Genomic DNA, 22,450 nt, shown 5'->3' on the forward strand with positions numbered 1-22,450 from the left:
CGTGGTGGCTGCACGGCTCGAGGGTGACGTAGGCGGTGGCGCCCCGGGCCTTGTCGCCAGCGGCGCGCAGGGCGTGGACTTCGGCGTGAGGTTCACCGGTGCGCTCGTGCCAGCCTTCGCCGACGATTTGCCCGTCCTTCACGATCACGCAGCCCACCCGGGGGTTGGGGTGCGTCGTGTAGTGACCTTTGCGCGCCAGTTCAAGCGCACGGGCCATGTAATGGGCGTCGAGGATGGCTTGTTCGGTTGAGGTGCTCATTCTTTCACCGGCTCACGGGCCAGGCGATCGATCTCTTCGCGGAACTCGTTGAGGTCCTGGAAGCGGCGATACACGGAGGCGAAACGAATGTAGGCGACTTCGTCGAGCTTCTGCAGCTCGGCCATCACCAGCTCACCGACCACGAGGGACTTGACCTCGCGCTCGCCGGTGGCACGCAGTTTGTGCTTGATGTGCACCAGCGACGATTCGAGGCGCTCGACACTCACCGGGCGCTTCTCGAGTGCGCGCTGCATGCCGGCGCGGAGTTTTTCTTCATCGAACGGCTGACGACTGCCGTCGGTTTTGATCAGGCGCGGCAACACCAGTTCGGCGGTCTCGAACGTCGTGAAACGCTCGCCGCAGGCCAGGCATTCGCGCCGGCGGCGCACCTGTTCGCCCTCGGCGACCAGACGCGAGTCGATGACCTTGGTGTCGTTGGCACCGCAGAAGGGACAGTGCATGGTGGCAGGCAACAAAAAAAGGGAGGGCCATGGTAGCGCATCCCGGTGGCAAGACAAGCCATAGGGTTTGCGGTATACAGACGGGTTATAGAGCCAGATCCATGGATTTCACCTTGCTGGAGCCGCAAATGTCCCTTAGACCGCTCGTTTTGCTCAGTCTTTTCAGCCTGCTGGTGGCCTGCGGCAGCGATGCGCCCAAGCCCCAGCCGCCGACGCCAGGCCCTGCGCCGCAACAGGCGCAGAAAAAAGCCCGTGAAGCCGCCGACCTGGGCCCGTTGCCCGCGTATCAGCGTGAATTGAGCGGCACCCTGCAAGGTGTGCCGGCCGACGCTGAAGTCGAGCTCGCGCTGCTGGTGATCGACACTCAGGGCCGGCCGCAACAATTGCTCGCCAGTTCGAGCCTGATCGGCACCAATCAGGTGTTGCCGTTTCACCTGCGATTCAACCCGGACTCGTTCCCGGTCGGCGCCCGGGTTGAACTGCGGGGCCGCGCCAGCCAGTCCGGCCAGCTGATTTTGCACTTGCCGTCGCAAGTCATCAGCCAGCCAACCACCCAGGCATTGGGTCAACTGCAATTCGTCAAAGCACCATGACCGCACCGCTCGACCTGCAACAGGCCTTGAGTGAACTGCTCGGTGATGCGCAGCTGGTGCCGGTCACCCTGCCGCAAACCGATTTGAAACTCTGGCTGATCGATGGCGACAACATGGACCGCGCCTTCAGCCCGGAAGAAACCCGGCGAATCCTGCATGAACCGCCGTACTGGAGTTTTTGCTGGGCCAGCGGTCTGGCGGTGGCGCGCTACCTGGCCGAGTTCCCGGAATGGGTCAAAGGCAAACGTGTACTCGATTTCGGCGCGGGCTCGGGTATCGCCGGGATTGCCGCCGTGAAGGCCGGCGCGCTGGAAGTCGTGGCCTGCGACCTCGACCCGCTGGCGATTGCCGCGTGTCGCGCGAACGCACAACTCAATAACGTCCACCTCGACTACTCGACGGACTTTTTCGCCGAGGCGGATCGGTTTGATCTGATCCTGGTGGCGGACGTGCTGTACGACCGGGCGAACCTGCCGTTGCTCGATGAGTTTTTGAGCCGTGGCAAAGAGGCGCTGGTGGCCGATTCACGAGTGCGGGATTTTCGTCATCCGTTGTACCAGCGGATTGAAATTCTGGAGGCGATGACCTTGCCGGATCTGTGTGAGCCGGAAGAGTTTCGGCAGGTGAGCCTGTACCACGCGCGGCGCAGCTAAAAGCATCGCCGGCGAGCCGGTCTCGCTCCCACAGGGATTTTCGGTATGACATAGATCCAATGTGGGAGCGAGCCTGCTCGCGATGGCGGTTTGTCAGGCAACGCAAGACGAGTGACCACCCCGCTTTCGGCAACACCCCGCCACGCCGTATAGTTGCCCCATTCACGCTTCCAAGAGATCCCCCATGAGTCAGGAAACGCCGTATATCTTCGACGCCACGACTGCCGATTTCGACCAATCGGTGATCGAAAACTCTTTCCACAAACCGGTGCTGGTGGATTTCTGGGCCGAATGGTGTGCGCCGTGCAAAGTGTTGATGCCGATGCTGCAGACCATTGCCGAGAGCTATCAGGGCGAGTTGTTGCTGGCCAAGGTCAATTGCGATGTTGAACAGGACATCGTCGCCCGTTTCGGCATTCGTAGCCTGCCGACCGTGGTGCTGTTCAAGGACGGTCAGCCAGTGGACGGTTTTGCCGGTGCGCAGCCCGAATCCGCCGTGCGTGCGCTGCTGGAGCCGCATGTGCAAATGCCGCCACCGGCGGCGGCTGATCCGTTCGAACAAGCCCAGGCGCTGTTTGACGACAGCCGTTTTGCCGACGCGGAAGCGCTGCTCAAAGTGCTGCTGGGCGAAGACAACACCAACGCCAAAGCGCTGATTCTGTATGCCCGCTGCCTGACCGAACGCGGCGAGCTGGTTGAAGCGCAAACCGTGCTCGACGCCGTGAAGAGCGATGAACACAAAGCCGCCCTGGCCGGCGCAAAGGCGCAAATCCAGTTCCTCGGCCAGGCCAAGGACCTGCCGGATGCGGCGGACCTGAAAGCGCGCCTGGCGAAGAACCCGCAGGACGATGAAGCGGTGTATCAACTGGCGATCCAGCAGTTGTCGCGCCAGCAGTACGACGCCGCGCTGGATGCGTTGCTCAAACTGTTCGTGCGCAACCGCAGCTACAGCGAAGGCTTGCCGCACAAGACCTTGCTGCAGGTGTTCGAGTTGCTGGGCAATGACCACCCGCTGGTAACCACGTACCGCCGCAAGCTGTTTGCCGCGCTGTACTGATTTGCCCTTGTAGGAGCGAGCTTGCTCGCGATGGACGTAATGCTTGGCGCGTTTTTGCAGACAGCACGCGTCATCGTTGACGTCCATCGCGAGCAAGCTCGCTCCTACATTAGCCAGCGGTAAATCGGCGTATCTGCGCCACTCTCCACCTTCACGTCCGGGCTATGGCGCAAACGCACCAACAGCCGTTTGCCCGACGCCGCGCTGCCCGTCAGGCCTTCCAGTTGATCCAGCAAATCCGGCCCGCTCATTTGGCCGGCCTTGCGCAGCAGGTCCTTGGCGATCTGCCACACCGCGTCATCCTGGGTCACTGGTTTGGCCGGCACTGGGGATGGCTCAAGCTTGGTCACCTGCAACTGCGCGCCGAGCCGCGCCCAGTCGCCATCATCCATTTCCAGCGTCAAATCCACCGGCCAGTCGCCGATGCTTCCGCGTATACGCAACATAAGTCCGCTCCTGCACATTTCTGACTGACATGCTCCCACGCGACTTGCGCAACGCCAAGCAGACGGTCAAACTCTCCGTACTTACGTTATAAGATTACATAACAATTTCTTCATTTTACGTTCCGGAGACTCGCCATGCGCCGTTTGCTTCTCGCCCTGCCGTTCGCCCTGTTGCCGCTGGCCGTGGCCCACGCCGCAGATGAACATGACCACGATCATGAGCACGGCAGCCTTGGCGCCCACGAACATGGCGTCGGCCGCCTGAATGCGGCACTCGACGGTCAGACCCTGGCGCTGGAACTGGAAAGCCCGGCGATGAACCTGGTGGGCTTCGAACACGCCGCCACCAGCGACGCCGACAAGGCCAAAGTCGCGGCTGTGCGTGCTCAGCTGGAAAAACCGCTGGCCCTGTTCAACCTGCCAACAGCCGCCGGTTGCGTGGTCGCGACCCAGGAACTGGAAAGCCCGTTGTTTGGCGACAAACCCGATGCCGATGATGATCACGACGAAGACGCCAAGGACGAACATCATCACGACCACAGCGAAATCCATGCCCATTACCAGTTCACTTGCGCCACGCCCGGCGCGCTGAACACCCTGGACCTGGCGAACATCTTCAATACGTTCCCGGCCACCCAGAAAATTCAGGTACAACTGATCAGCCCGAGCGGGCAGCAAGGGGTTGAAGTGACGGCCAAGGCCGCTGCCCTGAAGTTCTGATCCCCCCGAAGCCCCCTGTGGGAGCGAGCCTGCTCGCGATAGCGGCATGACAATCGACGTAGATGCTGAATGTTATGGCCTCATCGCGAGCAGGCTCGCTCCCACAGGGTTCACCACCCACCAGATCGGTTTCACATGACCCAAGCACTCATCGAACTGTCCGACCTGGGCTTCAGCTGGCCCGGTCACCCGCCGCTGCTGGATATCCCGGTGTTTCGCCTGGAACCCGGTGAAACCCTGTTCCTCAAAGGCCCCAGCGGCAGCGGCAAGACCACCCTGCTGGGCCTGCTCGGTGGCGTGCAAAAGCCCGACCGCGGCAGTATTCGCCTGCTCGGCCAGGAGCTGACCGAGCTGGGCGCGGGCGCTCGCGATCGTTTTCGGGTCGATCACACGGGCTACATCTTTCAGCAGTTCAACTTGCTGCCGTTCCTCTCGGTGCGCGAGAACGTCGAGTTGCCCTGCCACTTTTCAAAACTGCGTGCCGAACGCGCGATCCAGCGCCACGGCAGTGTCGATCAGGCGGCCGCCACCCTGCTCGCCCACCTGGGTTTGAAGGACGACAACATTCTCGGCCGTCGCGCCGATTCGCTGTCCATCGGCCAACAGCAACGGGTGGCCGCCGCGCGGGCACTGATCGGTCAGCCAGAACTGGTGATCGCCGACGAGCCGACCTCGGCCCTCGACTACGACGCTCGCGAAAACTTCATTCGCCTGCTGTTCGCCGAATGCCGCGAAGCCGGGTCGAGCCTGTTGTTCGTCAGCCATGACCAGAGCCTCGCGCCGCTGTTCGATCGTCACTTGTCGCTGGCCGATCTCAATCGCGCCGCCACCCCGTCCGAGGTTTGAGATGTATCTGTTCCGTCTAGCCATGGCCAGCCTCGCCAACCGCCGCTTCACCGCGATCCTCACCGCGTTCGCCATCGCCCTCTCGGTCTGCCTGCTGTTGGCGGTGGAGCGGGTGCGCACCGAGGCCAAAGCCAGTTTCGCCAGCACCATCAGCGGCACCGACCTGATCGTCGGCGCCCGTTCCGGCTCGGTCAACCTGCTGCTGTATTCGGTGTTCCGCATCGGCAACGCCACCAACAACATCCGCTGGGACAGCTTCGAACACTTCGCCAACAACCCGAAAGTGAAGTGGGCGATCCCGATGTCCCTCGGCGATTCCCATCGCGGTTATCGGGTAATGGGCACCACCGAGGCGTACTTCGAGCATTATCAGTACGGCCATCAGCAACACCTGGAACTGGCCGACGGTCGCGCCTTCGCCACCGACCCGTTTGAAGTGGTGCTGGGCGCCGAAGTCGCCGATGCGCTGCATTACAAGCTCGGCGACAAACTGGTGCTGGCCCACGGCGTGGCGGCGATCAGCCTGGTCAAGCACGATGACAAACCGTTCACCGTGGTCGGCATTCTCAAACGCACCGGCACCCCGGTGGACCGCACGCTGCACATCAGCCTCGGCGGCATGGAGGCCATTCACATCGACTGGCACAACGGTGTTCCGGCGCAAGGCAAGGGCCGGATCAGCGCCGATCAGGCGCGCAACATGGACCTCACGCCCCAAGCGATCACCGCGTTCATGCTCGGCCTCAACAACAAGATTTCGACCTTTGCCGTGCAACGTGAAATCAACGAATTCCTCGGCGAGCCGATGCTGGCGATTCTGCCGGGCGTGGCGCTGCAAGAGTTGTGGAGTTTGATGAGCACCGCGGAAAAAGCCTTGTTCGTGGTCTCGCTGTTCGTGGTGCTGACCGGGTTGATCGGCATGCTCACGGCGATTCTGACCAGCCTGAATGAACGCCGGCGCGAGATGGCGATTCTGCGTTCAGTGGGCGCGCGGCCTTGGCACATCGCGACCTTGCTGGTACTGGAAGCGTTCGCCCTGGCCTTGTCGGGCGTGATTGCCGGCGTGGCGTTGCTGTACGTGTGCATCGCCGCAGCGCAAGGTTATGTGCAAGCCAATTACGGCCTGTACTTGCCGCTGGCCTGGCCCAGCCAATATGAATGGACGCTGCTCGGTGGCATCCTGATCGCCGCGCTGCTGATGGGCAGCGTGCCGGCCTGGCGCGCGTATCGCCAATCCCTGGCCGATGGCCTGTCGATCCGACTATGAGGACGTTAATGATGCCCCGCGCTCTGCTTGCGCTGTTGATGCTGGTCGCCCTGCCCCTGTGGGCGGCCCAGCCGAAAGACCTGACCTGGTCGGAAATGATCCCGCCGGACGCGGCGCCGGAAGTGCCGAACATGACGCCGCTGCACGACCTGTCGCAGATGGGCAACACGCTGTCCGCCGAGTCAGCGCCAGCGGCCAAGCAGGACCTGCCAAACGCACCCGTGGTGAAGGGCCTCGACGGCCAGAACATTCGTCTGCCGGGCTACATCGTGCCGCTGGAAGTGAGTGAAGACGGCCGCACCACGGAGTTTTTGCTGGTGCCGTATTTCGGTGCCTGCATCCATGTACCGCCACCGCCGTCGAACCAGATCGTGCATGTGAAAAGCGAAGTCGGCGTGAAGCTGGATGAGCTGTACCAGCCTTACTGGATCGAGGGGGCGCTGCAGGTCAAGGCGTCGACCAGCGAGCTGGCGGATGCGGGGTATCAGATGGAGGCGGACAAGATTTATGTGTATGAATTGCCGGAGTGAAGCCCGGTAGTTCTGTGTTGGCTGGTCCACCGCCATCGCGAGCAGGCTCACTCCCACAGGGATCTTCAGTGAATGCAACATTTGTGAATAACAGAGAACACTGTGGGAGCGAGCCTGCTCGCGATGGGGCCTTAAAAAACGCCACAAATCCCCAACCATCACTGTTTCATTGAGCTGCATCAAAAGACCAAATCGTTAGCCGCCTTACCATTGGACATTGAATTTTTTTACGTCCTTTGGAGCCCCCATGCACAAGTCCATGCTCAGCGCTGCGCTATTCGCCCTCGCGCTCGCCGCACCGCTCGCCCACGCCCATGAAGCCGGCGACATCATCGTCCGGGCCGGTGCGATCACCGTCAATCCAAAAGCCGACAGCTCCAGTGTCAAGGTCGACCAAGGCCCGCTGAAGGGTGCCAATCTGGGTGGCAAGGCCACCATGAGCAGCGACACGCAGCTGGGCCTGAACTTCGCCTACATGATCACCAACAACTGGGGGATCGAATTGCTCGCGGCCTCGCCGTTCGAGCATGACGTGAAGCTCAAAGGCACCGCCCTGGGCGCGGCCAACGGCAAACTTGGCACGCTGAAACACCTGCCGCCGACCCTTAGCGTTGTGTACTACCCGCTGGATGCCAAGTCCGCGTTCCAGCCGTATGTCGGTGCGGGCATCAACTACACCTGGATCTACGATGAACACGTCGGCAGCGAAGCCAGTGCCGCCGGTTTCAGCAATTTCAAGGCGGATAACTCCTGGGGCATGGCGTTCCAGGTCGGTGCCGACTACATGCTGACCGACCACGTAATGATCAACGCCCAAGTGCGCTACATCGACATCGATACCACCGCGACCGTGGAAAACAACGCCGTGGCCCCCGGTACTCGTGCCAAGGTCAATGTCGACGTTGACCCGTTCATCTACATGGTTGGCTTGGGTTACAAGTTCTAAAACACCCCTGCACCGCTTTATGTGGCGAGGGAGCTTGCTCCCGCTGGGCTGCGTAGCAGACCCAATATCGATGGCGACTGCTGCGCAGTCGAGCGGGACGGTGCGGCGTTCCGACAAGCTCCCTCGCCACAGGTATCTCATGGGGTGCAAGATCGATTCCGGCCTCAAAAAAAAGGCGCCTCACGAGGCGCCTATTCTTTACCGACCTAACAATCGCGCCAGCCCGACACTCAGCGGTGTCTGCTTCTGATAGTCAAAGCGCTCCAGCAAACGCTGGTTGTTCGCCCGCGAATGACGAATATCACCGGAGCGCGCCGGGCCGTAGCTCACCGGCGGCAGCTCACCCACGACAGCCTCCAGCGCTTCAAGCATTTGCTTGAGCGTCGTCGCCTGATTCCAGCCGACATTCACCGCGCCAACCTCGACTTTTGGTTTCTCGATGGCCTGCACCAACAAGTCGACCAAATCCCCGACGTACACGAAATCCCGCGTTTGCTCGCCATCGCCGAACACCGTGATCGGCAGGCCTTTCTGCGCGCGTTCGCTGAAAATGCTGATCACCCCGGAGTACGGCGAGGATGGATCCTGGCGCGGGCCGAAGATGTTGAAGAATCGGAAGATCACCGGTTCCAGCGCATGCTGACGACGGTAGAAATCGAAGTAATGCTCGCTGGCCAACTTGTCCGACGCGTAAGGCGTCAATGGTGACTTCGGCGTGTCTTCGTTGATCGACTCGCCTTCGCCATTGTTGCCATAAACCGCCGCGCTGGAGGCAAACAACACCCGTTTGACGCCGGCCTGGCGCATGGCTTCGCAGACACTCAGCGAGCCGATGAAATTGCTCTGGTGCGTCTTCACCGGATCGTCCACCGAGGCCTGCACCGACGCCACGGCTGCCAGGTGCGCGACAGCACTGCAACCCAGCATTGCTTGCGCCACCAGCGCGGCATCGGCGACGTCGCCCACGATCAGCTCGACCTTGGGATTGTCCAGCGGCAGGTTGCTGCGTTTGCCGGTGGAGAGGTCATCGAGAATACGCACCGAATGACCCTTGGCGAGCAAGGCATCGGTCAGGTGCGAGCCGATGAAACCGGCACCGCCGGTGATTAGAATTGGGCCGTCAACCATGGCGATAGAACCTGTCCAGTAAGCCCGGAAGTGCGGCGCGCCAGGCACGCGGCTTGATCCCGAACGTGTGTAAAATTTTCTTGCAGGCGAGCACTGCATGTTGCGGCTCTTCGGCGGCATCCGGTCGCGCGGCGTGAGCCTGGGCGGTCGGTGCTTCGATAGCCAGCGGATGCAGGATGCGTGCTTCGGTGAGGATCGCCTGGCCCAGCGCCAGCGGCGTGGTCGCTTCATGGCCGGCGTAATGGTAGGTGCCCCACAACGGCGCGGCGCAATCGAGTTGCTTGAGCACTGAGATGATCACCCGGGCCGCGTCGTCTACCGGGGTCGGATTACCGCGACGGTCATCGGCCATCAGCAGTTCATCAGGTTGTTCGGCGCGGGACAAGAAACGCCCCAGCGTGCCGTCGGGGCTGTCGTCGAGCAGCCAGCCGAAACGCAACAACACGTGTTGCGGGCAAGTCGCGCGCACGCTTTGCTCCATCCGCCACAACGCCTGACCGCGCAGGCCCAGCGGCACCGGCTCGTCTTTTTCGCTGTAAGCGGTCGCCCGGGAGCCATCGAATACGCGATAGCTCGACGGTTGCAGCAACACAATGTTGTGATGCTGACACAGTTCGGCCAGACGCTCGATCGCACGCTCTTGCCCGGCCAGGCGTGGTTCGCTGACGGTCTCCGCCTGGAACCAGTCGAAGTAGTAGGCGAGATTGATCAGCGCGTCCGGCCGCGTGTCGTCGAGCAGTTGCGTCAGGCTCGCGGCGTCCCAGCCGTCTTGCGGTGGGCGGGGGGCGAGGAAACCGATGTCTTCCTCCGCACCGAGGCGAATCAGCGCCTGCCCAAGGGCATTTCCGCCGCCCAGTAACATAAGGCGCATTCGCATAGAGTCAGCAGGCCCAGTCTGATTGAAACGATGGTTTTATCGACATAGCCCGCAGGCGATGCCGTCGATAGTTGTCGGAATCGTTGCATTTTGCGGGTTTAGTGCGCAACCGTCATCCGTAAAGTGCAAATGCCCGGGATTTGGGGGGCGGCTGATGGCCTCATCGCGAGCAGGCTCGCTCCCACAGGGGATTTGTATACCGGCCCATTGTGGGAGCGAGCCTGCTCGCGATGGGGCCCTGATGGTCGGCAAAGGTCTTGAGCGGTACTTGCATCTTCCTCCCCCCACCCGCATAAATAAGGCCATGAATCTGCCCATCCCCACGGACGCGGCCCTGGCAGGCTTCCACCCCGCGGTCAGCGCCTGGTTCAGCAGCACTTTCCCGACGGTCACCGCCGCCCAGGCCCGGGCGTGGCCGTTGATCCGCCAGCACCGTTCGACCCTGATCGCCGCGCCCACCGGTTCCGGTAAAACTCTCACCGCATTCCTCGCCGTCATCGATGACCTGGTTCATCGCGGGCTGGAAACCGAAGGCGGGCTGCCGGACGCAACGCTGGTGGTCTACGTCTCGCCGCTCAAGGCCTTATCCAACGACATCCAGATCAACCTGCAAACCCCGCTGGCGGGCATCACCGAACAGCTGCAGGCGATGGGCCTGCCCGAATTGCAGATCAACACCGCCGTGCGCACCGGCGATACGCCGCAAAAAGACCGGGCGGCCATGCGTAAAACCGCGCCGCACATTCTGGTCACGACCCCGGAATCGCTGTATGTGCTGCTCGGCTCCGACTCTGGCCGGCAGATGCTTAAAACCACGCGCACGGTGATCGTCGACGAAATCCACGCCATCGCCGCCAGCAAACGCGGGAGCCACCTGGCCCTGAGCCTCGAACGCTTGCAGGCGTTGTGCGAGCAACCTCTGATGCGGATCGGCCTGTCGGCCACGCAAAAACCCATCGAAGCCGTGTCTCGCTACCTGGTCGGTCGTGATCGTGACTGCGACATCATCGACATCGGCCACGCCCGCCCACGGGACCTGGACATCGAAGTGCCGCCGGTGCCGTTGTCGGCTGTCATGGCCAACGACGTTTGGGAACTGGTCTACGATCGCCTCGCCGTCCTCGCTCGCGAGCACCGCACCACGCTGATTTTCGTCAACACCCGCCGGTTGGCCGAACGCCTGAGCCGGCATTTGAGCGAACGCCTCGGTCGGGACGCCGTGGCCGCCCACCACGGCAGCCTGGCCAAGGAATTTCGCCTCGATGCCGAACAGCGGCTCAAGCGCGGCGAGTTGCAGGTGCTGATCGCCACCGCGTCGCTGGAACTGGGGATCGACATTGGCGACGTCGACCTCGTCTGCCAGATCGCCTCGCCGCGTTCGATTGCCGGGTTTCTGCAACGGGTCGGCCGCTCCGGGCACCAGGTCGGCGGTACGCCCAAGGGGCGCCTGTTCGCCACCACCCGCGACGACTTGATCGAATGCATCGCCCTGCTCGACTGCGTGCGCCGGGGCGAACTCGACACTTTGCAGATCCCCAAGGCGCCGCTGGACGTGTTGGCGCAGCAGATCATCGCCGAGGTCAGCTGCCAGGAATGGCCGGAGCAGGCGCTGCTGGCGATGTTCCGCAACGCCTCGCCTTACACCGGGCTCGACGAAAAACACTATCAGGCGCTGCTGCACATGCTCGCCGAGGGTTACAACGGCCGCCAGGGCATCCGCAGTGCTTATCTGCACCGCGACGCCGTGACCCGCACGCTGCGCGGTCGCCGGGGCGCCAGGCTGACCGCCGTGACCAGTGGCGGCACGATCCCGGACAACGCCGACTACAGCGTGCTGCTGGAACCTCAAGGCTTGAACATCGGCAGCGTCAACGAAGACTTCGCGGTAGAAAGCATTGCCGGGGATATCTTCCAGCTGGGCAATACCTCTTACCGGATTCTGCGGATCAACACCGGCAAGGTCCGGGTTGAAGATGCCCAGGGCCAACCGCCGACCATTCCGTTCTGGCTCGGCGAGGCCCCCGGTCGCAGTGCTGAACTGTCGTTTGCCGTGGCACGCCTGCAAGCACACCTCGACGGCTTGCTCGGTGCCACGCCTGGCCATTTACAACCCGCGCTCGACTGGCTGACCGGGACCCTCGGCCTGAACCTCGCCAGCGCCGAACAGCTTGTGGATTACCTGGCCCGGGCGCGCTTGGCCCTGGGCGCCCTGCCCTCGCAGGACACGTTGCTGATGGAGCGTTTTTTCGACGAGTCCGGCGGCACCCAACTGATCATCCACACCCCGTTCGGCAGCCGCATCAACCGCGCCTGGGGCCTGGCCCTGCGCAAGCGGTTCTGTCGCACCTTCAACTTCGAGTTGCAGGCTGCCGCCAGCGAAGACGCCATTGTCCTGTCGCTGTCCACCAGCCACAGTTTCGAACTCGATGATGTCTGGCGCTATCTGCACAGCAACACGGCGGAGCACCTGCTGATTCAGGCCGTGCTCGAGGCGCCGCTGTTTGGCGTGCGCTGGCGCTGGAATGCCGGCGTCGCGCTGGCGTTGCCGCGTTATACCGGCGGGCGCAAAGTCGCCCCGCAACTCCAGCGGATGAAAAGCGAAGACCTGATTGCCAGCGTGTTTCCCGATCAGATCGCCTGCGTGGAAAACCTCGCCGGCGAACGGGAGATTCCCAACCATCCGCTGGTGGAACAGACCCTCGACGATTGCCTGCATGAGGCGATGGATTGCGAGGGCTGGCTGGCGTTGTTGCGGCGCATGGAACGTGGCGACGTGCGGCTGATCAGCCGTGATTTGCCCGCACCCTCGCCACTCGCCGCAGAAATCCTCAGCGCCCGGCCCTACACCTTTCTCGACGATGCGCCGCTGGAGGAACGCCGGACGCAAGCCGTGCTCAATCGCCGCTGGACCGACCCGCAATCCACCGATGACCTCGGCGCGCTGGACGCCGACGCGATTCAAGCCGTGCGCGATGAAGCCTGGCCATCCCCGACCCGCGCCGATGAAATGCACGAAGCGCTGATAAGTCTGGCGTGTATCGCCGACACCGAGGCGCAGGCCAATCCGCAGTGGCTCGACTGGCTGAATACGCTGGCCGACAGCGGTCGCGCCAGCCGTTTGCAGATCGATGCCGAGCACTCGCTGTGGCTGGCGCTGGAACGGTTGACTTGCCTAAAGGCGATTTATCCACAGGCGATTTTGTTGCCAACGCTGGAGGTGCTGCCGGGATTCGACGAAGCCTGGGCGCCAGACGAAGCGGTGCTGGAAGTGATCCGGGCACGGCTCAGTGCGTTTGGTCCGTTACCGCTGAACGCGATTGCCGATCCGTTGGGATTACCACCGACTCGCGTCACCCAGGCACTCGCTCAACTGGAGCGTGAAGGCTATGTGCTGCGCGGACGGTTCACTCCCGGTGCCGATCAGGAGGAATGGTGCGAACGGCATCTGCTGGCGCGGATTCACCGCTACACGGTCAAGCGTCTGCGGCGGGAAATCGAGCCGGTGGCGTTGCAGGATTTCATGCGGTTTCTGTTCGACTGGCAGCATCTGTCCAGTGCGACCCAAGGTCAGGGCAACGCGGTGTTGCCCGCGATCATCGGCCAGTTCGAAGGCTACCCTGCCGCCGCGTCAGCCTGGGACAGCGACATTCTGCCGATGCGGATCAAAGACTATTCGGCGAGTTGGCTGGATGACCTGTGCCGCAGCGGCAAACTGGTCTGGACCCGATTGACCGCACGCAACAAAAGCACCACCACTGCGTTGCGCAGCACACCGATTTTGCTGCTGCCGCGCAGTCAGGTCGGGCTGTGGAGCAGCTTGACCGAGCAGACGCCGGTCAGCGAGCTGTCGCCCAAGACGCAAAAGGTCTTCGAAGCACTCAGCCAGCACGGTGCGTTGTTTTTCGATGAGTTGATTCATGAAGCCCATCTGCTGCGCTCGGAGCTGGAAATAGCCTTGCAGGAACTGGTCGGTGCCGGGCTGGTGAACGCCGACAGTTTTGCCGGGCTGCGGGCCTTGATTACACCCGCCAGCAAACGGCAGGCCCGAAGCAGCCGACGCGGGCGTGGGGCGTTTGTCGGCGGCATGGACGATGCCGGACGCTGGGCGTTGCTACGGCGAGGTCCTGCCGCGCCGGTGGTGGAAAACAAACGGCCAGCGCCCACGCCGGGCGACACTTTGGAACACATCGCCATGACCTTGCTGCGTCGTTACGGCGTGGTGTTCTGGCGTCTGCTGGAACGTGAGGCGGACTGGTTGCCGAGCTGGCGGGAATTGCTGCGCACCTTTCACCGGCTGGAAGCCCGGGGCGAGATTCGTGGCGGGCGGTTTGTCAGCGGCCTGGCGGGTGAACAGTTTGCGTTGCCGGAAGCGATTCCGTTGTTGCGGGAAGTGCGCCGACGGCCGCATGACGGGAGTTTGATTGCGGTGTGCGGAGTTGACCCGTTGAACCTTGCCGGCACGCTTCTGCCTGGCGCAAAAGTCCCGGCGCTGGCGAGCAATCGGTTGGTGTATCGCGATGGGCTTCCGGCGGCTGCCGAGATTGCAGGAAAGCAGGTTTTCTGGCTGGAGCTGGATCAGCACGCGGCGCTCGAGTTGCAGCGCAAACTAACCCGGCATTGAGGTTGTCCGGCCTGGCCTCATCGCTAGCAGGCTAGCTCCCACAGGGGATCTGCGGGGTGCACAAATCCCTTGTAGGAGCTAGCCTGCTAGCGATAGGGCCAGCAGCCCCAACACAAAATCAATAGGATCTCGCACAGGGTGGATTTGTGTATCCCCGCAAATCCAATGTGGGAGCTAGCCTGCTAGCGATGGGGCCAGGAGCCCCAACACACATCACTGAGTCCGAGGTTGATCCGGCAGCAACACCGATGAATGGTCCACCACCGCCCCCTCTTCTTTCACCTCTGACCGCCGGGCCAACAGAACCTGCTGTGGATAAGTCTGCGCGAAATGCACCCACGGGCTGTTATCCACAAGCTTTTTCAAGCGCTGGTTGAACGCCCGGCTCACCGCGTATTGCCCGCCCGACACCGTGCGGAACTGCGCCGTCAGCACCACGCCGTTGAGGTCCATCTTGTCGACACCAAACACATCCAGCGGCCCCTGCAAGTTGTACTTGAGGAACGGGTCATCCGTGATGGAATGCCCGGCTTCGCGGATCAGCTCGATGGCCTTGTCCACGTCGGTGTCATACGTGAACTGCACCGAGAAGAACGCATACGCAAATTGCCGCGATTGATTGGTCACCGCTTTGATCTGGCCGAACGGCACCGAGTGCACGAAGCCTTTGCCGTCGCGCAGGCGCAAGGTGCGGATGGTCAGGCCTTCGACCGTGCCGGCGTGGCCGGAGTCGAGCACCACCCAATCGCCAATCGACAGGGTGTCCTCGATGATGATGAACAACCCGGTGATCACGTCCTGCACCAGTTGCTGGGAACCGAAACCGATCGCCAGCCCCACGACCCCGGCACCGGCCAGAAACGGCGCCACGTTGATGCCCAGATTGGCCATGGTGGTGATTGCGCAGATCACCACCAGAATGATTTTTATCGCATTGCGCAGTAGCGGCAGGATGGTTTTGACCCGGGTGCTCGGCTGGCGCGCCGAGCGTTTGTTGACGGGCGGTTTCAGGGCTTCCTGAATTGCCGTGTCCAGCACCACCCATACCATCCAGGTCACCAGGAAAATCAGACCGATGCGGCTCAGCGAATCGCTGATCGCCCGGCCGACCGCATTGCTCACCGCGAATTCGAACAGCGACACGCCCCAGATTCGCCCCAGCACATCGATAAATACAATCGCCATGACGATCCGCAGCAACGCGTGCGACAGGCTGAGGAAGCGTTCTTTGTAGGCGCTGCTGCGGCGTATCGTCGTCTCACTGCGCGACCTGAACAGGTGATGCAGCATCGTGCTGAGGAACACCGTCGCGATCAGCAGGATCGTGGTGAACAGCGCACAACGCAGCACTTTCTGGTTGTCATCGCCGATGCCGATCAGGTTGATCACCGACACCAGCACCATCAGCAGGATCGGCCAGTGCCAGAGCCCGGAAAATATCCGCAGGGTTTCGCGCACCGCTGGTTGGCTGAGGCGCTGGGCCAGCGGCAGGATACGGATCAGATGGGCCACCGGGCGGCGCATCCGCAGCACCAGAATGCCGAAGGTGATGGTCGCCGCCAGCCCGGTGAATACCGCGATGCTGCTGGTGAGATTGCCGCCCAGCTGACGGCCGATCTGCGGGCTGGTCAAGGCGTCGCTCAAGGCCACCAGAAAGCCGATCAAAAACAGCGGGCGCGGGCTGTGCTGCAGAATAATCTGCACCGCGCGGCGCTTGTGGCCGGCATTGAACAGCACCACCAGCGACAACACCAGCGACGCCGCAAAAATCCCGCTGCTGGTGGCATAGGCGAAACACAACGCCAGCGCCCGGCCCGCGGACACGGGCAGAAAATGACTGACATACAGCGTCAGCGGCAGGCTGATCAACGCAGGGATCGTGTAGGGCAACACATAGCCCAGCAACGCCTGACCGCGCTCGCGGGCCAGCAATAACCTGTGCCTGCACAGATGAGTGACAAGCATCCCGCCGAGCAGCCAAAGCAGCGCAAACGTGCCGATCCACACGCCGGACAACAGCAGGAAATCCCCCGCCACGCTCCAGCTCGAACGGGCCGATGGATGATTGACCAACAGGTCCACCTCATCGGCGGCCCGGTCCGCACGCAAACGCCAGGCGTCGAGCAGGTCCTCGTTGAGATCGAGTTTGCCCTGAACCTGATCGATGCTCGAACTGATGGCCCCCAGCAGCCCGCCTTGTACCAGCGGCTCAGGGTGCGCCGGTGGCGTCGCGGCGGTCGTAGTCGCCGGCAACCCCGGCAATGTCGCCGCTTGCAACGCGTTGCTGCCCAGTATCAGCAACACTCCCAGCAGTATCGCGGTCTTGAACTTGAGCAAAACGGGAAGCTCCTGTGGGAAGGGTCTGTAGGAAACTGATCAGGAAATGGCGGGCAAGTTCGGTGCTGCCCAACATATCACCCTCCAAGGACATTCCAATGTGGCGAGGGAGCTTGCTCCCGCTGGGGTGCGAAGCGCTCTCCAAAACCCGGCAAATCGGGTCTATCAAGTAAAGCGGGAGCAAGCTCCTTCGCCACACGATTTCTTTCGTTCATGAGATCTTTGCCCGCCACGCAAATATCAAATGCTTATCCCTCTATTTTTCCGCACAACTCGAACGCCGACACTGCGCTCCTGAAATCAATCCACCGGAGTTGCAGCCATGCCCATTGCCTTGCTCGCGCTGACCCTCAGCGCATTCGCCATCGGGACGACCGAGTTCGTCATCGTCGGCTTGTTGCCCACCATCGGCGCCGACCTCGGTGTCAGCCTGCCGTCCGCCGGCCTGCTGGTCAGCCTTTACGCCCTGGGTGTTGCCGTCGGCGCCCCGGTGCTGACCGCCCTCACCGGCAAGGTCCCGCGCAAACTGTTGCTGCTATTGCTGATGGTGTTGTTCACCCTCGGCAACCTGCTGGCCTGGAAAGCGCCGAGCTACGAATCGCTGATCATTGCGCGAATCGTCACCGGCCTGGCTCACGGGGTGTTTTTCTCGATTGGCTCGACCATCGCCACCAGCCTGGTGCCGAAGGAAAAAGCCGCCAGTGCGATTGCGATCATGTTCACCGGACTGACCGTTGCGCTGGTCACCGGCGTACCGCTTGGGACGTTCATCGGTCAGCATTTCGGCTGGCGTGAAACCTTCCTCGCCGTGTCGGCACTGGGTGTCATCGCCTTTATCGGCAGCCTGATCTACGTGCCGAAAAACATCGCCCACAGCAAACCGGCCTCGCTGTTGCAGCAGTTGCAGGTGCTCAAGCAACCGCGCCTGTTGCTGGTGTACGCCATGACGGCGGTTGGCTACGGCGGTTCGTTCATCGCCTTCACGTTCCTGGCGCCGATTCTCCAGGACATTTCCGGTTTCAGCGCCAGCACCGTCAGCCTGGTGTTGCTGGTCTACGGCATCTCGGTGGCCGTGGGCAACATCTGGGGCGGCAAACTGGCCGACAAGCGCGGCCCGATCAGCGCCCTGAAAATCATCTTCGCCCTGCTTGCGGCCGTGCTGTTTGTACTGACCTTCACCGCCGGCAACCCATGGCTGGCGCTCGCCACCGTGCTGGTCTGGGGCGCGGTTGCGTTCGGTAACGTGCCCGGTTTGCAGGTGTATGTGGTGCGCCAGGCCGAACATCATACCCCGCAGGCTGTGGACGTGGCGTCTGGCCTGAATATCGCCGCGTTCAACCTGGGCATTGCCGGCGGCGCCTGGGGCGGTGGTTTGATCGTCGCTCACATGGGTTTGATTCACACGGCGTGGATCGGCGGACTGGTGGTGCTGGTGGCACTGGCATTAACCGCGTGGAGCGGTCGGCTGGATCGCCTCGGCCCGGTTTATGCCGAACCGGCCGAAGGCTCGACCCGCGTCGTCGCCGGCCACTGACCTCGCTCCTGCATTTGATCTGATGTACAGGTGCCGTCCGTAGCACCGTCGAAACTTTCTCGCGTGCCCCGCAGTCATCAAAAGACCGGGGCAATCCGAGGATCACTGGACGGGAGGCGACATGACGGCGATTCACATCGGCATTTCAGGCTGGCGCTACACGCCTTGGCGGGGGGATTTCTACCCGAAGGGGTTGACCCAGAAGCGAGAGCTGCAATTTGCCTCGCGGGCGGTCAACAGCATCGAAATCAATGGATCGTTTTACGCCCTGCAACGGCCGGAGCGTTATGCCCAGTGGTACGCCGAGACCCCGGCGGACTTCATCTTCAGCGTCAAAGCCCCGCGTTTCATCACGCACATCCGTCGCCTGCGGGACATCCATAAGCCGTTGGCCAATTTCTTCGCCTCCGGCCTCCTGGAGCTCAAGGAAAAACTCGGTCCGATTCTTTGGCAGTTTCCACCCAACTTCAAATTTGACGCCGAGCTGTTCGAAAGCTTCCTCAAGCAACTGCCCCGCGACACCCAGCAAGCCGCCGCCCTCGCCCGCCAGCACGATTCGCACGTGCACGGTCACGCCAGCCTGAAGGCGTACAAGAAAAAGCCGCTGCGCCACGCCGTTGAAATCAGGAACGAGACCTTTGTCGACCCGGCCTTTATCCGCCTGCTCAAGCGCTACAAGGTCGCGCTGGTGATCGCAGATACCGCCGGCAAATGGCCCTATCGCGAAGACCTCACCAGCGATTTTGTCTACCTGCGGTTGCACGGCTCCGAAACGCTTTACGCCAGCGGCTACACACCCGAAGCGCTGGATCATTGGGGGGACCGGATCGACGCATGGAGTCACGGCAAGCAGCCGTCAGATCCTCAACTGATTGCCCCCCGGCAAAAGCCCTTGGCACGCAAGTCTCGCGAGGTGTTCTGTTACTTCGACAACGACATCAAAGTGCGCGCGCCTTTTGATGCTCGCCGCTTGCTCGAGCATTTCCACCTCGACAAAAACCTGGCCACCGCCCCCGGCGAACCGGCTGCCGAAGGTGCGCTGCCATGAACATTTCCGAGCCGCTGGGTACCGCCGACGATCAGCCACCAACCCTCGCGACTACGCGTCGTTTCACTGTGCTGACCGTCAACACCCACAAGGGATTTACCGCCCTCAACCGGCGTTTCATTCTGCCGGAGTTGCGCGAAGCGGTGCGCAGCGTGTCCGCCGACGTGGTGTTTTTGCAGGAAGTCCACGGCGCCCACGAACAGCATCCCCAGCGCTACAGCAACTGGCCCTCGGTCCCGCAATACGAATTCCTTGCCGACACGCTGTGGCCGCAATTCGCCTACGGCCGCAACGCGGTGTACCCCGCTGGCGATCACGGCAATGCGCTGCTGTCGAAATTCCAGATCATTCGCCACGACAACCTCGACGTGTCCATCAGCGGCCACGAGAACCGCGGCCTGCTGCATTGCGTGCTGCGCCTGCCGGGTGACGGGCCGGAAGTACACGCGATCTGCGTCCACCTGGGCCTGCGTGAAACCCATCGAACGGAACAGCTCAAGCTGCTGGCTCGACGCCTTGAGGCCTTGCCGAGCGATGCGCCGGTGATCGTCGCCGGCGACTTCAATGACTGGCGCCAGCGCGCAGATGCGCTGCTCAAGCCTTGCGGTTTACGCGAAGTGTTTGCCGAGCACCACGGCAAACCGGCGCGCAGTTTTCCGGCGCGAATGCCGGCGCTGCGCCTGGACCGCATCTACGTGCGCAACCTCAAGGCCAGCCGCCCGCAAGTGCTGACGACGCGACCCTGGTCCCACCTTTCCGACCACGCACCGCTATCGGTGGAGATCGAGCTATGAGCAGCGCCCCGATGGAAAAAGCCACCGTTGAACACTTATCCACAACCCCGCCAATCCGTGAACCCGGGGTGGTCGACGTCGAATACGGCTGGCAGGGCAACAACCGCGTGGAACTGCTGGAAAACGGCGAAGAATACTTCCCACGGGTGTTCGAGGCCATGCGCCAGGCCAAGAGCGAAATTCTCCTGGAAACCTTCATCGTGTTCGAGGACAAGGTCGGCAATGAGCTGCAGCAAGTGCTGATCGATGCGGCGCGCCGTGGTGTGCGGGTCACCGCCAGCCTCGACGGTTTCGGCTGTGGCGAGTTGACCACCGGTTATCTCGCGGCGTTGAGCGAGGCCGGGGTGCACATCCAGATGTTCGACCCGGCACCGAAACACCTCGGCATTCGTACCAACTGGTTCCGGCGCTTGCACCGCAAGATCGTGGTGGTCGACGGTACGATTGCCTTCCTGGGTGGGATCAACTTCTCCGCCGACCATTTGGGCGACTTCGGCCCCGAGGCCAAACAGGATTATTCGGTTGAAGTGCAAGGCCCCGCCGTGGCCGACATTCATCACTTCGCGCTGCTGCAATGCGGTCGTCCGGCCCGCGCCAAATACTGGTGGCAACGCCGCCGGCAACGTCGCTCGGAGATGGCGTTCAGCGAGCACGACGGCCAGGTTCGTCTGGTGTATCGCGACAACGGTGACCATCAAACCGATATCGAAACCGTCTATCGCCAAGCCTTGCGCAGCGCCCAACGGCGCGTGGTCATCGCCAATGCGTATTTCTTTCCCGGCTATCGACTGCTGCGCGAGATCCGCAACGCGGCCCGCCGTGGTGTTGAAGTGCGGCTGATTCTGCAAGGTCAGCCGGACATGCTGGTGGCCAAACTGGCAGCGCGCATGACCTATGACTATTTGCTCAAGTCCGGCGTGCAGATTCACGAATATTGCGAACGTCCCCTTCACGGCAAAGTCGCGCTGGTAGACGAGGAATGGAGCACCGTCGGCTCGAGCAATCTCGACCCGTTGAGCCTGGCGATGAACCTGGAAGCCAACGTGTTGATCCGCGACCGGGCCTTCAATCGCGAGCTGTTCGAACGCCTCGAAACCCTGAGCAACAACCACTGCAAAGCCATGTCCCCGGACAAGTCACCACGGGGTCGGGTCTGGCACATGACCGTGGGTTTCCTGGTGTTTCACTTCCTGCGGCACTTCCCTGCCTGGGCCGGCTGGCTGCCCGCGCACAAACCGCGCCTGCACCCTTTTGCCGGGAGTGACACCTGATGAGCCACTCTGAAGCGCACCCTGCCGCCCACGCCCTCAGCCCGCACAAGTCCCGTTGGAGTCGCTGGAAAAAGCCGCTGACGATGCTGTTTTTCCTGGCACTGATCGTGCTTTTCGCCCTGCTCGCCGAGCGCATCGAATGGAATGAAGTGTTCGACACACTCGCCGATTTCAAGGTGCGCACGTTGATCATCGCGTCCGGCCTGACGCTGGTGAGTTTTTTGGTGTACGCGTGTTTCGACCTGATCGGCCGCACCTACATTCGCCAGGACCTGACGTGGAAGCAGATCCTGCCAGTGGGAATTATCAGCTACGCCTTCAACCTCAACCTGAGTGCGTGGGTGGGTGGCATTGCCATGCGTTATCGGCTGTATTCGCGGCTGGGCGTAAGCAAGAGCAACATCGCGAAAATCCTCGGCCTGAGCCTGGCGACGAACTGGTTCGGCTACATGGTGATTGCCGGCGCGGTCTTCAGCAGCGGGCTGGTGCGGATGCCGCCGGGGTGGAAACTGAGCAGCGATGCGCTGCAAGGCGTGGGGGTGTTGCTGTTGGTGGTGAGCGCGGGGTATCTGGCAGCGTGCCGGTTTTCCAAGCGTCGGGAGTGGGCGATTCGCGGGGTGGAAATCAACCTGCCGTCGCTGCGCATGGCAGTGCTGCAACTGGGCCTCGGGGCGCTGAACTGGTCGCTGATGGCGGCGGTGATTTTCACTTTGCTGCCGAGCAAACTGGACTATCCGCTGGTGCTGGGGGTGTTGCTGATCAGCGCCATTGCCGGGGTGATTACGCACATTCCCGCCGGGCTTGGGGTGCTGGAGGCGGTGTTTGTGGCGTTGCTGCAACACGAGGTTTCGCGAGGGAGCCTGGTGGCGGGGTTACTGGCGTACCGGGCGATTTATTTTATTTTGCCGTTGTTGATTACGTTGGTGATGTACCTGGTGGTAGAGGCCAAGGCGAAGTCGTTGCGGATTGCGAAGAAACCCAAGTAATAACTGCATTTGTGGCCAAACCTGCACCTGTGGCGAGGGAGCTTGCTCCCGCTGGACTGCGCAGCAGGCCCATTCC

20 protein-coding genes are annotated in these 22,450 nt (G+C 62.2%); 14 read left to right on the forward strand and 6 right to left on the reverse strand.

The annotated features are described in order from the left end of the window. Positions 1-259: deaminase (locus tag EJA72_RS04955; protein ID WP_256679634.1), on the reverse strand; the 259-nt coding region annotated here is incomplete at its 3' end. Beyond that, positions 256-720 carry a transcriptional regulator NrdR gene (gene nrdR, locus EJA72_RS04960; protein ID WP_003228656.1) on the reverse strand — a complete coding sequence of 155 codons (465 nt, stop codon included), beginning with the start codon at positions 718-720 and terminating at the stop codon, positions 256-258. The genes EJA72_RS04955 and nrdR, both read right to left, overlap by 4 nt. 128 nt (positions 721-848) lie before the next feature. Between nrdR and EJA72_RS04965 the strand changes: the two genes are divergently transcribed. From EJA72_RS04965 to trxA, 3 genes are all read left to right on the forward strand, one after another. Next, positions 849-1,313, forward strand: coding sequence for a YbaY family lipoprotein (locus EJA72_RS04965; protein ID WP_157710406.1), 465 nt, complete (start codon positions 849-851; stop codon positions 1,311-1,313). Beyond that, on the forward strand, positions 1,310-1,966 hold the full coding sequence (locus EJA72_RS04970; RefSeq protein ID WP_157710407.1) for a methyltransferase: 657 nt from the start codon (positions 1,310-1,312) through the stop codon (positions 1,964-1,966). Before EJA72_RS04965 ends, EJA72_RS04970 begins: the two co-directional genes overlap by 4 nt. Before the next feature lie 184 nt (positions 1,967-2,150). Next, positions 2,151-3,023 carry a thioredoxin gene (gene trxA / locus EJA72_RS04975; RefSeq protein WP_157710408.1) on the forward strand — a complete coding sequence of 291 codons (873 nt, stop codon included), beginning with the start codon at positions 2,151-2,153 and terminating at the stop codon, positions 3,021-3,023. Between the two features lie 104 nt (positions 3,024-3,127). Here trxA and EJA72_RS04980 read toward each other — a convergent pair whose 3' ends face one another. Next, the gene (locus tag EJA72_RS04980; protein ID WP_157710409.1) at positions 3,128-3,469 is read right to left on the reverse strand and encodes a hypothetical protein; all 342 of its coding nucleotides are present in this window, start codon (positions 3,467-3,469) and stop codon (positions 3,128-3,130) included. Between the two features lie 135 nt (positions 3,470-3,604). Between EJA72_RS04980 and EJA72_RS04985 the strand changes: the two genes are divergently transcribed. From EJA72_RS04985 to EJA72_RS05005, 5 genes are all read left to right on the forward strand, one after another. Continuing rightward, positions 3,605-4,189, forward strand: coding sequence for a DUF2796 domain-containing protein (locus EJA72_RS04985; RefSeq protein ID WP_157710410.1), 585 nt, complete (start codon positions 3,605-3,607; stop codon positions 4,187-4,189). A 135-nt stretch (positions 4,190-4,324) separates the two neighbouring features. Further along, complete coding sequence (locus tag EJA72_RS04990; protein WP_157710411.1) at positions 4,325-5,035, forward strand: ABC transporter ATP-binding protein; 711 nt, start codon at positions 4,325-4,327, stop codon at positions 5,033-5,035. A 1-nt stretch (position 5,036) separates the two neighbouring features. After that, positions 5,037-6,302, forward strand: a complete 1,266-nt coding sequence (locus EJA72_RS04995) for an ABC transporter permease (protein ID WP_157710412.1) — start codon at positions 5,037-5,039, stop codon at positions 6,300-6,302. A gap of 11 nt (positions 6,303-6,313) precedes the next feature. Next, complete coding sequence (locus EJA72_RS05000; RefSeq protein ID WP_157710413.1) at positions 6,314-6,832, forward strand: DUF3299 domain-containing protein; 519 nt, start codon at positions 6,314-6,316, stop codon at positions 6,830-6,832. Between the two features lie 247 nt (positions 6,833-7,079). Then, positions 7,080-7,778: an OmpW family protein gene (locus EJA72_RS05005; RefSeq protein ID WP_157710414.1), complete on the forward strand. Its 699-nt coding sequence runs from the start codon at positions 7,080-7,082 to the stop codon at positions 7,776-7,778. Between the two features lie 198 nt (positions 7,779-7,976). On the opposite strand, the gene EJA72_RS05010 is transcribed toward EJA72_RS05005, so the two are convergent. Together EJA72_RS05010 and EJA72_RS05015 are read right to left on the reverse strand one after the other, a co-directional pair. Beyond that, entirely contained in the window at positions 7,977-8,906 is a 930-nt protein-coding gene (locus EJA72_RS05010) for an NAD-dependent epimerase/dehydratase family protein (RefSeq protein WP_157710415.1), read from the reverse strand. Continuing rightward, entirely contained in the window at positions 8,899-9,783 is an 885-nt protein-coding gene (locus EJA72_RS05015) for a sugar nucleotide-binding protein (protein ID WP_157710416.1), read from the reverse strand. The genes EJA72_RS05010 and EJA72_RS05015 overlap by 8 nt, the downstream gene beginning before the upstream one ends. A gap of 304 nt (positions 9,784-10,087) precedes the next feature. Between EJA72_RS05015 and EJA72_RS05020 the strand changes: the two genes are divergently transcribed. After that, complete coding sequence (locus tag EJA72_RS05020) at positions 10,088-14,404, forward strand: DEAD/DEAH box helicase (RefSeq protein ID WP_157710417.1); 4,317 nt, start codon at positions 10,088-10,090, stop codon at positions 14,402-14,404. Between the two features lie 213 nt (positions 14,405-14,617). Here the strand turns inward: EJA72_RS05020 and EJA72_RS05025 are convergent, their stop codons facing one another. Continuing rightward, a complete protein-coding gene (locus tag EJA72_RS05025; RefSeq protein ID WP_157710418.1) occupies positions 14,618-16,741 on the reverse strand; it encodes a mechanosensitive ion channel family protein in 2,124 nt (707 codons plus the stop codon). A gap of 322 nt (positions 16,742-17,063) precedes the next feature. Between EJA72_RS05025 and EJA72_RS05030 the strand changes: the two genes are divergently transcribed. From EJA72_RS05030 to EJA72_RS05050, 5 genes are all read left to right on the forward strand, one after another. Beyond that, a complete protein-coding gene (locus EJA72_RS05030; protein WP_157710419.1) occupies positions 17,064-18,275 on the forward strand; it encodes an MFS transporter in 1,212 nt (403 codons plus the stop codon). A gap of 121 nt (positions 18,276-18,396) precedes the next feature. Then, entirely contained in the window at positions 18,397-19,323 is a 927-nt protein-coding gene (locus EJA72_RS05035; protein WP_157710420.1) for a DUF72 domain-containing protein, read from the forward strand. Continuing rightward, complete coding sequence (locus tag EJA72_RS05040; RefSeq protein ID WP_157710421.1) at positions 19,320-20,117, forward strand: endonuclease/exonuclease/phosphatase family protein; 798 nt, start codon at positions 19,320-19,322, stop codon at positions 20,115-20,117. The genes EJA72_RS05035 and EJA72_RS05040 overlap by 4 nt, the downstream gene beginning before the upstream one ends. Beyond that, on the forward strand, positions 20,114-21,388 hold the full coding sequence (gene clsB, locus EJA72_RS05045; protein WP_157710422.1) for a cardiolipin synthase ClsB: 1,275 nt from the start codon (positions 20,114-20,116) through the stop codon (positions 21,386-21,388). The genes EJA72_RS05040 and clsB overlap by 4 nt, the downstream gene beginning before the upstream one ends. Beyond that, positions 21,388-22,374, forward strand: coding sequence for a lysylphosphatidylglycerol synthase domain-containing protein (locus EJA72_RS05050; RefSeq protein WP_157710423.1), 987 nt, complete (start codon positions 21,388-21,390; stop codon positions 22,372-22,374). The genes clsB and EJA72_RS05050 overlap by 1 nt, the downstream gene beginning before the upstream one ends. Positions 22,375-22,450 lie beyond the last annotated feature (76 nt).

The sequence above is a fragment of the Pseudomonas sp. PB120 genome (assembly GCF_009761815.1).
In the GTDB taxonomy this organism is placed as follows: Bacteria; Pseudomonadota; Gammaproteobacteria; order Pseudomonadales; family Pseudomonadaceae; genus Aquipseudomonas.